Annotated in this window: 12 protein-coding genes; 4 read left to right on the plus strand and 8 right to left on the minus strand. The window is 66.3% G+C overall.

Annotated elements, in window-relative coordinates; translation table 11 throughout:
• Nucleotides 1–18: 18 nt before the first annotated feature.
• Nucleotides 19–561: an OsmC family protein gene (locus ACQR1I_RS12690; RefSeq protein ID WP_434864923.1), complete on the minus strand. Its 543-nt coding sequence runs from the start codon at nucleotides 559–561 to the stop codon at nucleotides 19–21.
• 247 nt (nucleotides 562–808) lie between these two features.
• On the opposite strand from ACQR1I_RS12690, the gene ACQR1I_RS12695 reads away from it, so the two are divergent.
• Nucleotides 809–1,489, plus strand: coding sequence for a TetR/AcrR family transcriptional regulator (locus ACQR1I_RS12695; protein WP_434864924.1), 681 nt, complete (start codon nucleotides 809–811; stop codon nucleotides 1,487–1,489).
• Between the two features lie 242 nt (nucleotides 1,490–1,731).
• On the opposite strand, the gene ACQR1I_RS12700 is transcribed toward ACQR1I_RS12695, so the two are convergent.
• The 6 genes from ACQR1I_RS12700 to ACQR1I_RS12725 all read right to left on the minus strand — a co-directional run bounded on the left by ACQR1I_RS12700 (nucleotide 1,732) and on the right by ACQR1I_RS12725 (nucleotide 10,117).
• On the minus strand, nucleotides 1,732–1,947 hold the full coding sequence (locus tag ACQR1I_RS12700) for a hypothetical protein (protein ID WP_434864925.1): 216 nt from the start codon (nucleotides 1,945–1,947) through the stop codon (nucleotides 1,732–1,734).
• Nucleotides 1,948–1,985: 38 nt separating this feature from the next.
• Nucleotides 1,986–3,095, minus strand: coding sequence for a DUF2336 domain-containing protein (locus ACQR1I_RS12705; protein ID WP_434864926.1), 1,110 nt, complete (start codon nucleotides 3,093–3,095; stop codon nucleotides 1,986–1,988).
• 146 nt (nucleotides 3,096–3,241) lie between these two features.
• A complete protein-coding gene (locus ACQR1I_RS12710; RefSeq protein ID WP_434864927.1) occupies nucleotides 3,242–4,660 on the minus strand; it encodes an HlyD family type I secretion periplasmic adaptor subunit in 1,419 nt (472 codons plus the stop codon).
• Nucleotides 4,661–4,670: 10 nt separating this feature from the next.
• Entirely contained in the window at nucleotides 4,671–6,788 is a 2,118-nt protein-coding gene (locus tag ACQR1I_RS12715) for a type I secretion system permease/ATPase (protein ID WP_434864928.1), read from the minus strand.
• Between the two features lie 189 nt (nucleotides 6,789–6,977).
• A complete protein-coding gene (locus ACQR1I_RS12720) occupies nucleotides 6,978–8,696 on the minus strand; it encodes a C2 family cysteine protease (protein WP_434864929.1) in 1,719 nt (572 codons plus the stop codon).
• Between the two features lie 221 nt (nucleotides 8,697–8,917).
• On the minus strand, nucleotides 8,918–10,117 hold the full coding sequence (locus ACQR1I_RS12725) for a TrmJ/YjtD family RNA methyltransferase (RefSeq protein ID WP_434864930.1): 1,200 nt from the start codon (nucleotides 10,115–10,117) through the stop codon (nucleotides 8,918–8,920).
• A gap of 302 nt (nucleotides 10,118–10,419) precedes the next feature.
• Here ACQR1I_RS12725 and ACQR1I_RS12730 point away from each other — a divergent pair, with 302 nt between their 5' ends.
• The 3 genes from ACQR1I_RS12730 to ACQR1I_RS12740 all read left to right on the plus strand — a co-directional run bounded on the left by ACQR1I_RS12730 (nucleotide 10,420) and on the right by ACQR1I_RS12740 (nucleotide 13,510).
• Entirely contained in the window at nucleotides 10,420–11,634 is a 1,215-nt protein-coding gene (locus tag ACQR1I_RS12730) for an NADP-dependent isocitrate dehydrogenase (RefSeq protein ID WP_434864931.1), read from the plus strand.
• A 96-nt stretch (nucleotides 11,635–11,730) separates the two neighbouring features.
• A complete protein-coding gene (locus tag ACQR1I_RS12735; protein ID WP_434864932.1) occupies nucleotides 11,731–12,237 on the plus strand; it encodes a DUF3455 domain-containing protein in 507 nt (168 codons plus the stop codon).
• 493 nt (nucleotides 12,238–12,730) lie between these two features.
• Nucleotides 12,731–13,510: a hypothetical protein gene (locus ACQR1I_RS12740; protein ID WP_434864933.1), complete on the plus strand. Its 780-nt coding sequence runs from the start codon at nucleotides 12,731–12,733 to the stop codon at nucleotides 13,508–13,510.
• Between the two features lie 46 nt (nucleotides 13,511–13,556).
• Here ACQR1I_RS12740 and ACQR1I_RS12745 read toward each other — a convergent pair whose 3' ends face one another.
• Nucleotides 13,557–14,849 (minus strand): NAD(P)/FAD-dependent oxidoreductase, encoded by a 1,293-nt coding sequence (locus tag ACQR1I_RS12745; protein ID WP_434864934.1) that lies wholly within the window; start codon nucleotides 14,847–14,849, stop codon nucleotides 13,557–13,559.
• Between the last annotated feature and the right edge of the window lie 9 nt (nucleotides 14,850–14,858).

The following is a 14,858-nucleotide window of genomic DNA, read 5'->3' on the forward strand; positions in this document are numbered from 1 at the left end:
GCTACTCGCGACTGCAGGTCAGATCCCGACCTCGAGATTGACCGGGCGGGTAAACGTGTTGGCGACCGGCGACCACTTCTTGACGTGATCGATCAGCGCCTGGATCTCGGCCTGCGGAATGCCTTCGCACTCCATGTCGACCTTGACGCGCACATCCGTGAAGCCGACCGGCTTTTCGCTGGTGTCGCCGGTGCCCCAGACCGCGGTGATGTTGAGATCACCCTCGAGCTCCAGCTCGAGCTTGTTGACGGTCCAGCCGCGATGCACCGCGTTGGCGTGCAGGCCGACCGCGAGGCAGGAGCCGAGCGCGGCGAGCGAGGCCTCCGACGGATTGGGTGCGGTGTCGTCACCCAGCAGCCCCGGCGGCTCGTCGACGATATACGGCGCGAGGTTGCGGATGTAGTTGGCATGGCGGAACTTGCCCTCCGCCACGGTCTTGCACTTCAGGGTCTTGATGACCTTGGGGTTGGCCTTGCCGTTGACGATGAGCTGTTCGAGCCCGTTTTTGTCGATGGGTGCGAGGCAGCCCGTGAGGGCCGTCTTCTGAACCACAGCGGTCATCTCATTTCTCTCCCTGGGATCGAGGATACCGAACGGTCTGTTTCCTGCACGAAGCGTGCCAGGGAGCTTGAAAATCAAAAGGCGGAATGATCCTCGCGGCTTAGAAGAAGATGGCAGGATCTGGCGCACCCCCGTCTGCTCAAGCGCGATGCAGAGTGCTGTGCGCCGCGATGAAAATGAGCGCAGCGCCGCATCATCACCATTACTGGTCTTGCTGACTCACGCGCACAGCGATTAAGCTTGCGACATGGGCAAGTCAGCTGCGCGCAAACCAACGGCCAGGAAGCAGGCGATCGCCCGAACGATCGCCGCAAGCGATGATGAATCGGCACGCGGCCGCCTGCTCGGCGCGGCAACGCGGCTGTTCTGCAAGAACGGCATCAATGCGACCGGCATCGATGCGATCATCAGCGAGGCCGGCACGGCAAAGACCACGCTGTACAAGCTGTTCGGATCGAAGACCGCGCTCGTCACCGCCGTGCTCGAAAGCGAAGGCAAGCAGTGGCGGGAATGGTTCATCGCAGAGATGGAAACCGGCGGAGGCGATGCGCAGACCAAGCTCGCGCGCATCTTCCCGGCGCTGAAGAGCTGGTTCAGCGAAGAGCGCTTCTACGGCTGCCCCTTCATCAATGCTGTCGGCGAGCACGACAAGGACCAGAAGCAGTTTCGCACCATCGCGATGCGCCACAAGAAGGTGGTGCTGGCGCATATCGAGAAACTCGCCCGCGAGATGGGCGCGGCGGAGCCCGAGAGTTTCGCCCACCAGCTGGCGTTGTTGATCGACGGCGCGATCGTCGCCGCGATGGTGTCGCGCAATCCCGAGGTGGCGGATACGGCGGGGCTGGCCGCGAGCGCGTTGTTTGAGCCGGCGAAGGCAAAAGCCGGCAAACGCGCGGGCCGGACCGACCCGCAGCTTGCGACGGTGTAAGCCAGGCCCATCGTAACCGTCACGTCACGCTTGTCCCCCCCGGCTACGAGCTTTTCGTTTGACGAGAGATATTTCCGCCCGTTGCGAGCGCAGCGAAGCAATCCAGAGCTCCGCCCACCACCCTGGATTGCTTCGCTGCGCTCGCAATGACGAGGAGAGATCGAGCGTCGATCGTGGGGCCGCGCATATCTAGCTCCAACAGCAGTCATCCTGCCGTTGGCAGCACACGACCAATGCGAAACCTAACGGAAGTAGTCCGCGACGAGCTGCAGGTCGGCCTGCATCGCACCCATACCATTGAGGCTGGCGTCGATGATGCGGCGGCAGGCGGTGACCGTCGCCTCGTCGCCCAGCTCATTGGCCGCTTCGAGCACGTGCCAGGCCGCGTCGGCGGCCGCACGATCCGCGGGCGCATCGCGCAGACCGAGCCCGGGCCCGCCATGAAGATGAAGTGCCATTCCGCTCATCCGCGATCACCTCGTCCTTTGCCACTGCATCAATGCACGAACGCCCGCGGCGCGCCGTTCCGGGCGGGCGCCTTTCTCGACTGATAGAATTCCAGCACGCTGCGTGACGCCCTCGCATCCAGCCGCGCGTAGTCGCGCTCCAGCTCCTGCAGCTCGCCCGCGGTGATGCGGTGATCGCGCGCACCGAGAAATGCGAGCGCCATGGTCGTGTCCCAGCCGAAGTGCAGCGCCTTGGCCAGCATCAGCAGCATCTCGCGATTGCGGTCGAACAGCGCCCGCTCGACGACGTCGGCCGGCAGTCCCGACAGCAGCGCGAGGCCGATCGTCACCTCCTCGACCTTGTGGGCCACGGCATAGCCGGCGATGGTGCTCTCGTACAGATTGCCCTCGCGGTACTGGATCGAGACCGTGCGCTTGGCGACGAAGTAGTTGCGCGTGCCGGGACCGAATTTGGACTGCAGATCGCCGGCGACATTGGCCACCGAGCTGTGGATCTCGCCCATCAGCTCCGGCCGCTCACCGGCCAGCCGCCGGCCGACATCGTCGGAAGCCTTGGCGATCAGCTGCTGGAACAGATGCCTGGGAATGTCGAGCCGCCTGCCGAGATGCTCGGCGAGGATGGAATCGTTCTCCGCCCGCTTCACCATGTGCAGGAAACCGTGGCCGGAGAACTGGGCGCCATGGTTTTGCGCCACTGCGGTCGCCACAGCGCGGTTGCCGCGCGCGGCCAGCACGTCGGTGATGGCCGGGCTCAACGTCTTGCGCTCGGCGATCGCCAGCAGATGCGCCTGGCTCTTGGTGCTGGCGTTCTCGACCAACGTGGCGTCATCGAGCCGCGCCGACTGCCGCAGGACCGGACCCGCGACCTCGATCTCGTCGTCGAAGGCGAGCTTGCGAATGACGCTGGCCGGCGAGTATTCGATCCTGGCCAGCCGATGGGCCAGCCTGGCCCGCGCCTCCGTCTCGATCTCGTCGGCAAGCCGACCGATCACCTCGCCGAAGGTAGCGATCTCCTCCTCGTAATAGCGGCCAGCGATCAGCAGATCGGTCGCATGCCACAGCGCGCGTTCGCGGCTGTCGGCGGTCCCCCGCGCGATCGCCTCTTCGAGGTCCCGCAACATCGATCTGGTTTCGTCCATGATGAAACAGCCGCAATGATGATCAGGCAATGCGACAGCCTACAGTCCGGGACACCAGTGTTCCGTAACCCGGAGCATGCGAATTTGACCGGGCATTTTCGTTCAAATGCGCGGCCGCGCGTTAAGCATGCAGGACGGCCTTGGCCTCAGCGCTCGCGCATGGCGTCGTGAACGTGCTCGCGCAGCGGCGCCAGCACGAAGTCGATGATGCGCCGCTTGCCGGTGAGGATCTCGGCCTTCACCGACATGCCCGGCACCAGCGCCGCCGCGCGGCCGTCGATGTCGAGCGTGGCGCGGTCGAGCGCGATGTGGACCATGTAGCGCAGCCGCTCGCTGGCCTCGACCCGGTCGGTCTGGTCGGCCTGGCGCTCGGCGCCCTGCACGCCGTTGGGATTGACCGGCGCTGCCTCGGCGTCGCGGTCCACCGATGTCACCTTGCCGCCGAGCAGCCCATAGCGCGTGAACGGGAAGGCATCGACCTTGAGCTCGACGCGCTGACCGACCTCGACGAAGCCGACATCGCGGTTTTCGACCACCGCCTCGACCTCGATCCTGTCGTCGTCGGGAACGACGGACAGCAGCTGCTGCGCCGGCGTCACCACCGCACCGGCGGCGGCGATGTGCATCTGCTGCACGGTGCCGTCGATCGGCGCGCGCAGGGTCTGCAGCTCGGACCGGCGCGTCGCCTTGGCGAGCGCCTCGCCGGCGGCACGGGCCCGCTCGCGCGCGGTGGCGAGGTCGCGCATCGCCTTGTCGCGCATGTCGGCTTCGGTCGCCGCGATCTTCTGGTCCAGCCCGGCGATCGTGGCATCGAGGGCGATGATCTTGGCCTTGTTGATCTCCAGTTCGGAGCGGGTCTCGACCAGCAATTGCTGGCTCTCCAATCGCGCGATGATCGAGGCATTGCCGATCTCGCTGGCCTTGGTGCGGATGTCGGCGCGCTGCGCCACCATCGGCAAGGTCTGCTCGTATTTGGCCGCCGTCTGCTGCAGTGCCTCGCGCTCGGCGATGTGCTGAGCGCGCTCCTGCGCCAGCGCCGCCAATTGGCTGGCACGCGACGCCGCTTGCGCGGCGAGCTGGGACTGCGCGCGGGCCCGGTCCAGCGGCGCGGCACCGACGACGAGCTCGAACGGCGCCGCCGCAACGCCGTCGAGAAACGCCGCGAGCCGGACCTCGTCGAGCAGCGCCGCGATCAGATCGCTGCGGGCACGATCAGCCTCCGCGGTGACCGCGGTCTTGTCGAGCTCGATCAGCGCATCGCCGGCCTGCACGCGCTGGCCGGGCTGCACCAGCACGGCCTTGACGCTGGCGGTCTCGAACGGCTGCACGACCTGTGTCCGGGTGTGCGAGATCACCTTGCCGCTGGCGACGGCGACAATATCGACCTTGCCGAGCACCGCCCAGCCGAGCGCGGCAAAGGTGGCCGTGCACAGCGCCAGCGCCGTCAGACGCCCGAGCGGATTGGGCGGCGTCTCCGTGATCTCTAATGCGGCGGGTAGGAATTCGCGCTCGGAGGCCGCAGGTCCGAACGACATGCCGCGCAGAAGGCTTGCAGATTTGCTCATGACCTTCTCCTCAGCGGCCCGCGGACTGGATTCGGTGCAAGTTCGCATAGCGGCCGCCGCCGGCTACCAGTTGCTCATGGGTGCCGTCCTCGACGATGACGCCGTTCTCGATCGTCAGGATGCGGTCGGCATTGCGGACGGTCGACAGCCGGTGGGCGATGATCAGCACGGTGCGGCCGCGCACGATGTCGCGCATGTTGGCCTGGATGATGCTCTCGGACTCGTAGTCCAGCGCCGAGGTCGCCTCGTCGAAAATGAGAATGCGGGGATCGCCGACCAGTGCGCGCGCGATCGCGATGCGCTGGCGCTGGCCGCCGGACAGCGACACGCCGCGCTCGCCGATCTTGGTGTCATAGCCCTGCGGCATGCGGCAGATGAATTCGTGCGCGCCGGCGAGCTTGGCGGCGTCGACGATCTTCTCCATCGGCAGCGCCGGATCAGCGAGCGCGATGTTCTCGCGCACCGAGCGGTTGAACAGCACGTTCTCCTGCAGCACCACGCCGATCTGCCGCCGCAGCCAGGACGGATCGAGCACCGCGGTGTCGACGCCGTCGACCAGCACGCGACCGGCTTCAGGCTGGTACAGCCGCTGCGCCAGCTTGGCGATCGTGCTCTTGCCGGAGCCTGAGGGCCCGACGATGCCGACCACCTGCCCTGCCCCGATCTTTAGCGAGACTTCGCGCAGCACCGGCTGGGTGTTGAGGCCATAGCGGAAGGTGACGCGCTCGAACTCGATGGCGCCTTCGAGCGGCGGCTGGTTCTGCTCGGCGCCGCCGCTATGCGCCTCGACCGGCGTGTTGAGGATGTCGCCGAGCCGCTCGACCGAGAGCCGCACCTGATGGAAATCCTGCCACACCTGGACGAGGCGCAGCACCGGGCCGGAGACCTGGTTCGCCAGCATGTTGAAGGCGACGAGCTCGCCGACGGTCATCCTGTTGGCGATCACGAGCCCGGCGCCGACGAACAGGGTCAGCGCGCCGACGCCCTTGTTGAGCAGGCTCGCCGACTGGCTCGCCCAGTTGCCGATCTGCGAAGCCGAGAACGAGGCGCCGACATAGCTCGCGAGCTGCTCCTCCCAGCGCCGCTGCATCAGCGGCTCGACCGCCATCGCCTTGATGGTCTCGACGCCGGTGACGCTCTCGACCAGGAAGGCCTGGTTCTCGGCACCGCGGCGGAATTTCTCATCGAGCCTGGTCCGGAACGCCGGCGTCGTCGCGAGCGACAGCACCGCATAGACCGGCAGCGTCGCGCAGACGATCCAGGCGAGCGTCGAGCTGTACAGGAACATCACGCCGATGAAGACCGCGGCGAAGGCGAGGTCGAGCACCAGGGTGATGGAGGACGAGGTGATGAACTGCCGGATGGTTTCCAGCTCGCGCACCCGCGCGACGCTGTCGCCGACACGGCGGCTCTCGAAATAGGCCAGCGGCAGGCGCATCAGGTGCCGGAACAGCCGCGCGCCGAGCTCGACGTCGATGCGGTTCGAGGTGTGCGTGAACAGATAGGTCCGCAGGCCCGACAGCACCGCCTCGAACAGCGCGATCAGCACGAGGCCCGCGACCATCACTTCGAGCGTCGACAGGCCGCGATGCACCAGCACCTTGTCGATCACGACCTGGAAGATCATCGGCGTGGCGAGACCGAACAGCTGGATCACGAACGACGCCAGCAGCACCTCGATCAGGATGCGCCGATACTTGCCGATCGCGGCGACGAACCAGCTGAAGTTGAAGCGCCGCGCGGTGTCCGACAGTTCCGCGCGCTTGGCGATCAGGATCAGCTTGCCGGACCAGATGGCCTGGAAATCGGCATAGGACAGCAGCCGCGGCCCGCCATCCGCCATGCCCTGGATCAGAACACCGGTCTCGGTCACCTTGCCGATGACGACGAAGCCACCGTCCTCGAGCAGGGCGAGCGTCGGCGTCGGCGTGGCCTTGAGCCGCGTCAGCTTGGACGTGACGAGCTTCGCCTTGACGGGAAAGCGCGCCGCGGCGCGCAGGAGATCATCGACCGACAGCGCATCGCTGCGCCCGGCCTCGTGCTGGATGCGGCCGGGGTCGGCGACGATGCCGAGCAGATGCAAGGACAACCCCAGCGCCCATGCGCCCTGATCCGTACACGCCTGCATCGATTGGTCCCGCCTCGTGGCTCGCTATCCCCGCCGACACATTCCTCGCCCCGCGTTGGTGCCGCGTTAAGTCAGATGCTTAACAGATGACGCACGACCGTTCGCCACGCCTTCGGCGCGCCGGCGGCAAATGCGAAAAGACCGCCCAGGCTTGCCTGGGCGGTCCATTCCCAATCACAAGTGTTTGGATCAGGCCGCCATCGGCATCGCCAGCGTCTGCTGCTGCGAGGCCAGGCTCTGCGTAAACGCGACGCTCGACGCGCCGCCGTCGGTCAGCGAGGCGATCGCCTGGACGAAGCCGGACGCCGGACCGGAGAGATCGTTGACGTCGGACGTCAGCTTCAGGCCCGACGACGTGGTGGTCGTCATCGTCGCCAGCTTCTTGGCATCGCCGACATTGTCGATGGTGATCGTATCGCCGGCCGCGAGCAAGGTCGCGAGGCTGACCTCGAAGGTGGTCTGCCAGTACTGGCCGGCCGCCGAGCCCCAGGGGTTGCGGATCTGCAGCATGCCGTTGGTGCTGTTGTAGCCGTAGATCGACATCGCGTGGCTCGCCACCAGCGTGGTCTTGCCGGTCGCATCCTTGGCATTGGTGTAGGACGACAGGATGACGTCGTCGCCGGCCGCGAGACTGGCCGCGATCGTCGCCAGCACGCTGGATGTCGAATTGCCGGTCGTGTAGCCGGTCACGCCGAACGACGAGTTATAGACCACCTTGCCCCAGGAGCCGCCCATCGCGCGATAGTCGGTGATCTGGGTGGCGCCGGTGATCGCCTCCAGCGCGATCTCCGGCGCGCCGCCGTTACCGATCGTGGTGTAGGAGTTGCCGTAGTTGATCGAGTTGCCGGTGTAGACGCCGCTGGCCTGCAGCTCGGCATAGGCCTTCTCGGCGAGGCTCGCCCAGATCGCGTTGCCGCCATTGTTGAAGATGGTGCCGCCGTTGGCGAGCGAGGTGTTGACGGTGACGTAGCGCGCCGTGCCGTTGACGTAGAAGCGCACGCCATAGGTGTTGTTGCCGTTGGCCGTGAACATCGAGGAGATGACCGACTGCTCCTTGTAGGCGACCTCGGAAAGGCCGGCGAGCAGATAGCAGTCGCCCAGATAGCCCTGGTTGATGTCGCTCATGCTGGGGCCGGCGGCCGAGAACAGCGCCTTGGTCGAGTTCGCGTAGGACACCGAGAACTGGGTGCTGCCGAGGATGACCTTCGACGACGGCAGGTCGGTGCCGAGGAACCATTTGCCGATCAACTCGGCGAACTGCAGCTCGGTCGAGCCGCTCGCGAGATTGCCGAGCGCCACAGAACTCGCGGCGCCGCCGGTCCAGGTCGCGTTCGCGGCGTTGCCGTTGACGAACGCCTGGGTGACGTAGGTGAGATAGCTCGAGGTCGAGACGCCGTTGTTGAGGTTGGCGGCGATGGTCTTGAGATCGGCGAACTGGCTGGCGCTCAGCTTGGTCTTGGTCGCAGCCAGCGAGGCGTCGATGTCGGTGAAGACCTTGAGCAGGCCGGCATAGGTGACGGTGCCGTTGACGATCGCGGAGGTCATGTCGGCCTTGATCGCGGCGTTGCTGAGCGTGTTCACCCAGGACGGCACGGTGGTCTTGACCGTCGTGGTCGCGCCGACCGCGGCCGACGTCGTCACGGTGCTGGTAAGGCTGGTCGAGACCGTCACGGTCGCGCTGACCGTGGCGCCGACGCTGCAGAAATTGCCATAGACGGCAGTGGCATCGGGCTGGGCCGGTGCGGAGGACGCCGCCTGCGCCTGCACTGCCATGGCCGCCGCGACCTCATTCAGCAACAAGGTCGGATTTGATCCGGGCGTAAGCCAGCTGTCACTGCCGCCGAAGCCGGTCTGGTTGCTGGCATCGTCGGTCTGCGTGTTACGTGCGCCCTGCGGCTTGATCGGCATTGGTCGAGGCTCTCCGTGAACGATGTGGCTTTCGCGATCGGCGTCGCGATCGGAACCCATCATTCGCATCAGCCGTTGCGGCAAAGCTGCGCGATCCGTTCGAATTTTAGAAATTTGTCTCGATCAGCTGTATCCCGCGGCCGTCGGATCGGTAGGAGTTTACGGATCGGCAGCAAATGACAGAAATGCCGTATTAATACGGACAACACCCCACGCGGCGTCTACTTCCCGCCGGCGATCAGCGCCTGCAGCCTGACCAGCTCGGCCTCCAGGTTCGCCTCGACATCCGCCGTCCTCACCTCGGTGACGCGATAGTCGCGGCTTTCCAGCCAGGCCCGCCGTTGGGCGCGGTCGGCGACCACGCCCTCGCTCTCGTCGTCGCCGACCAGCTCGATGGCGAGGCGGTGGATGAAGGAGACGAAGTCGGGGATGTGGCGGCCGACCGGGGTCTGGCGCTTGAACTGGCCGGCGAAGCGGCGGTCGCGCGATAGCGCGTGCCACAGCGCGCGCTCGGCATCGGTCGGGTTGCGGCGGAGCAGCCGCGCCAGGCCGCGCAGCGAGCCGCGCGAATCCGGCAGATTGGCGACCGTGCCTTGCTCGGCGATCAGGGCCCGCAGCCGGCTCGCCTGGGCGCTGTCGAGCACGCCGCCCTTGGCCGGGCCCTTGCGCCCCTCGGCGATCGCCATGACCACGCCGTGCAGGGTGTGCATGTCCTGCTTCGTCGGCTCCATCCGGAAGAAGATGTTGCGCAGATTGACCAGCATGGTCTCGCGCTTCTCGGCCGGGCGCAGGAATTCGACCCGGTCGAGCTCGCGGACGAGGTTCTCGAAGAACGCCTCCAGCTGCTCCTGGGTGGCACGCTCGGAGCGCTCGGGCATCGTGAACGGCAGCGCGCCCGAGGTCACCAGCTTGAACCATTCATAGCCCATCAGCAGCACCGCCTGGGCGAGGTTCAGCGAGGCGAAGCCCGGATTGACCGGATAGGTGATGATGCGGTTGGCGCGCGCCACCTCCTCGTTGGTCAGCCCCGCCCGTTCGCGGCCGAACAGGATGCCGGCCCTGCCACCTGACGCGATCTGGCCCTGCATCTCCTTCGCCGCCGCCTCCGGCGCCATCACCGGCTTGGCCTGGTCGTGGGAGCGCGCCGTCGTTGCGAACACCAGATCGAGGTCGGCGATCGCCTCCGGCAGCGTGTCGAACAGCCGGACGTGATCGATGATGTGGTCGGCCCCGGCCGCCGCCCGGGTGGCTGCGATGTTCGGCCAGCCGTCGCGGGGGTTGACGAGACGAAGCTCGGACAACGCAAAATTGCCCATCGCGCGCGCGGCCATGCCGATGTTCTCGCCGAGCTGCGGCTCGACCAGGATCACCACCGGTCCCGCGATGTCCACGCCTGCCTTGGTCTTGTCGGTGCCCGACACGATCGGCCCTCACCTTCCATGTCACCTGAAGGCGCGCCCGTGCACCCCTCGCCCGCTCCGTTGGCCCGGCTGGCGAGAATTCTCAAGCAAAATAATCGGCTTAAGCTCGAATTTTGCAGTTTGCGCGAAACTGCAGCCGACCGGCGGCGGGGCAATGCCCACCGCATGAGCGGGCTGCGAAAATCAGCACCGTGAGCCTACCGGGTGCGCTTCCGCACGCGGTGCAGCAGTGCTATGACGCGCTTGATTTCACAAGCGCTTTCCATTCCTGGCGCGCTGTTCCCAAGAAGGCCCCATCGATCATGGCAAAAATCAAGGTGACCAACCCGGTCGTCGAGCTCGACGGCGACGAGATGACCCGGATCATCTGGCAGTACATCAAGGACAAGCTGATCAACCCGTTCCTTGACATCGATCTGCAATATTTCGACCTGGGGATGGAGAGCCGCGACAAGACCAACGACCAGATCACGATCGATGCGGCCAACGCCATCAAGAAGGTCGGCGTCGGCGTGAAGTGCGCCACCATCACCCCCGACGAAGCCCGGGTGAAGGAGTTCGGCCTCAAGGAGATGTGGAAGTCGCCGAACGGCACCATCCGCAACATCCTCGGCGGCGTCGTGTTCCGCGAGCCGATCATCTGCAAGAACGTGCCGCGCCTCGTCCCCGGCTGGACCAAGCCGATCATCATCGGCCGCCACGCCTATGGCGACCAGTACCGCGCCACCGACTTCAAATTCCCCGGCAAGGGCGTCCTGACGATGAAGTTCGTCGGCGACGACGGCACCGTGATCGAGAAGGAAGTCTTCAAGGCGCCCGGCCCGGGCATCGCCATGGAGATGTACAACCTCGACGAGTCGATCTACGACTTCGCCCGCGCCTCGCTCAACATGGGCCTCTCCAAGAACTATTCGGTCTATCTCTCGACCAAGAACACCATCCTCAAGGTCTATGACGGCCGCTTCAAAGACATCTTCCAGGAGGTGTACGAGAAGGAGTTCAAGGACAAGTTCGAGGCCAAGAAGATCACCTACGAGCACCGCCTGATCGACGACATGGTCGCCGCGGCGCTGAAGTGGTCGGGCGGCTACGTCTGGGCCTGTAAGAACTATGACGGCGACGTGCAGTCCGACACCGTGGCCCAGGGCTACGGCTCGCTCGGCCTGATGACCTCGGTCTTGATGACCCCGGACGGCCAGACCATGGAGGCCGAGGCCGCCCACGGCACGGTGACCCGCCACTTCCGCGAGCACCAGAAGGGCAAGGAGACCTCGACCAACTCGATCGCCTCGATCTTCGCCTGGACCCGCGGCCTGTCGCACCGCGCCAAGCTCGACAACAATGCCGAGCTGGCCAAGTTCGCCGCCGCCCTGGAGAAGGTCTGCGTCGACACCGTCGAGGCCGGCTATATGACCAAGGACCTCGCGCTCCTGGTCGGCGCCGACCAGCGCTGGCTGTCGACCACCGGCTTCCTCGACAAGATCGCCGAGAACCTGACCAAGGCGATGGCGGCGTAAGTTTCCCCACTTCCGCCTTTCGCATTCGTCACCTATCAACGGGCCACGCCACCAGCGTGGCCCGTTTTGTTTTCCGCTGTGACCGAGGACCTGACCATGCGCGTGATCTCGAGTTTGTCGCTGTTGCTGCTGGGCGCCCTGACCATCCAAGCCGATGCCGCCGAGACCACGATCCCCGATGCCCTGGTGGCGGCCGGTGAGAAGCCGGTGCTGACGCTGCATGCCGAAGGTGCGCAGGTCTACGAGTGCAAGGCGGCCGCGGACGGCAAGCTCGCCTGGGCGTTCCGCGAGCCGATCGCCACCCTGTTCACGGACGGCAAGACCGTCGGCCGCCACTACGCCGGGCCGAACTGGGAGCACCAGGACGGCTCGATCGTCGGCGGCCGCGTGCAGGGCACGGCGATCGGCGCCACCGACAACGACATCCCCTGGCTGAAGCTTGCCGTCGTCTCCCACCGCGGCGGCCAGGGCGTGCTATCCGACGTCACCACAGTCCAGCGGATCAACACCGCAGGCGGCAAGCTCGATGGTGCATGCGAGACCGCGGGGCAGTTTCGCAGCGTGGCCTACGCGGCGGATTATGTGTTCCTAAAGAAGGAGTGATCTGGATCATCGGATCCGCTTTGACCCGGGTATGGAGAGCATGGAGAGCTCGCCCTTGCCTGACCGGCTACGGCCGCAATTCGCTCATGACCTGCTGGCGCAAGGGCAGCAGCGATGATCCCGATTTCAACAACGAGCACATCGAGATCGTTTGGCCCGACAGCCAGGTCGGCCACCCCTGAGCCGATCCCCGCCGGTTGCGTCCGACGCCCAGATCATGCCGCAAAGCCTAAAGACGCGGGCAGTCGTCTGAGAATCGAAATTGATCTCATTTCCGCCTTCGCTATCGCCAACGATCAGCGGGCTGCGCCATTGGCGTGGCCCGTCTTCGTTGTGCCGCCGTCGGAGAGCCAGCCGTGCGTCCGATCCCGATTCCGTCGCTGTTGTTGCCGGGCGCCCCGACACGGGGCGGCCAGGCCGTCGCGCCCGCCATTCGAATCTGGATATCGCCAACCCGTGAGGTCGGGTCTCGGCAATCGTCGGAGGGAGGCGGATGAACGCTCCCCTCCCCCTCATCGACTGGCCCCGCCCCTACTTCGCCGCGGGAGGCAGGAATCCCTGCCTGATGTACATCGTCTATGGCTGGGTGGACATCGATCGGCCGCTGTCCCGAAGCATCTATCGTTCGCGCGGCGTCCCTGAGGGCTTCGACCTGCTGGCCTTCGGGCCGGAAGCCAATCCTACGGTGGTCACGCGCTTCCGGAGCGGCCATGCCTGGACCAGGCTCACGGCGGAGGACCCTGATCTGGCGGCGGTCGTCGCTGCGCAGGACTTCTGCCTCGTCATCAGAGGCGAGGTGAGCGATCCCCCGACATTGGGCTATCTTCGCGACATGGTCGGTCTGCTGACCTTCTGCCTCGATGCCGGCGGGGTCGCGATCTACGACCCGCTGATCCTGAAATGGTGGACGCCTGCGGAATGGCGCGCTCGCGTTTTCAACGTCGGCCATTGCGCGCCACGGCACCACGTCGTCACCTTGATCTCACAGGACGCCGACGGCACCGAGTGGATCCATACCAGGGGCATGCGCAAGTTCGGCCGTCCGGACCTCAGCATCCACCGGGTCCGCGCCGAGCACCGGGACGCCGTCTTCGACCTCATCAACCGCTTCATCGATCTGCTCGCGTTGGGCGGGTTGGTGCCGGATGGCCAGGACATCCGGATGAACACGCTGCCGGACGGCATGACCTGCTGGCGCAGAGGCGGCGACGACGATCCTGACTTCAACAACGAGCACATCGAGATCCTGTGGCCTGACGCGCAGCCGGCCTAAGCCTGCTGCAGCCAGCCCCGCGGCATCGTTGCGGCTGGCGAAGCCGTCAGAGCCCCAGCCGGTCGCGCACCCGGCCGGCGATCACGGCGCTGGTCACGGCGACGGGCCAGAGGGCATGCAGCGGGATCGGCGTGATGCCGGTGACGGGCATGTCGATGTCGGCCTTGGCTCCGCCGATCAGACGACGCGCCAATTGCGCGCCCATTGCGGTGGACAGCGCCACACCGCGACCGTTGCAGCCGAGCGAGATGAGGACGCTCTCGGCCGGCTCGTGGACATGCGGGTAATGGTCCTTGGTGATGGCCAGCCGGCTGTTCCAGCCATGGGTCCAGGCCACGCCCTTGAGCTGCGGCCACAGCCGTTCGGCATAGCGCATCAGATAAGCGACATCGCTGGGCGAATTGATCCAGCGCATCGGGCCGCGGCCGCCCATCAGCAGCCGGTTGTTCTGGTCGATGCGATAGTAGACGGTGATGTGGCCGCTCTCATAGAGCACCGAACGCGTCGGCATGATGGCGCGCGCGACCTCGTCCGGCAGCGGCGCGGTGGCCGCGATCGAGGAGAACACCGGGATCACGGTCTGGCGCAGCGCCGGCCAGAGATCGTCGGTAAAGCCGTTGGTGGCGATCAGCACCTTGTCGGCGTGGACGACGGCGCGTGGCGTTTCGATGCGCCAGCGGGTGCCGTCGCGGCGCAGCGACAGCGCCGGGGTCTCGCCATGAACGGCGGCGCCGGCCGAGATCGCGGCGCGCGCCAGCCCGCGCGCGTAGTTCAGCGGGTGCAGGTCGCCGCCGCGCGCGTCGAACATGGCGCAGACATAGCGGTCGCTGCCGGTGACCTCGCGCAGCTTGTCGCGGTCGTACAGCTCAACCGGCATGCCGCGGCGGATGCACTGCTCGGCGGTGCGCGCGATACCTGCGGCGCTCGCGGGATGATAGGCGGCGCGCAGCGTGCCCTGCTGCCGGGCCTCGCAGGGGATCTGGTAGCGGCGGATCAGGTCGTGGGTGAAGTTCGTGGTGCCGTAGGCGAAGTCGATCATGCGGCGGCCGAGTTCGGCGCCGAAATCGGCCTCGATCTGATCGGGGTCGTGCTTCAGGCCGGGATTGGTGTGGCCGCCATTGTTGCCGGAGGCGCCCCAGCCCGGCTCCTGCGCCTCGAGCACCACGCAGTCGGTGCCCTGCTCGGCCAGATGCAGCGCCGTCGACAGGCCGGTGAAGCCGCCGCCGATGATCGCAACCGAGACGCTGCGGTCGGTGTCGAGCGGCGGGGTGGCCGCCGGCGCGACGGCCGTCACGGCGTAGACCGACGGCGGCAGCGGAAGACGATCGGACGGAGTCATGGCAGTCTC

This window comes from Bradyrhizobium sp. HKCCYLS2038 (assembly GCF_051167655.1).
Taxonomy (GTDB): domain Bacteria; phylum Pseudomonadota; class Alphaproteobacteria; order Rhizobiales; family Xanthobacteraceae; genus Bradyrhizobium.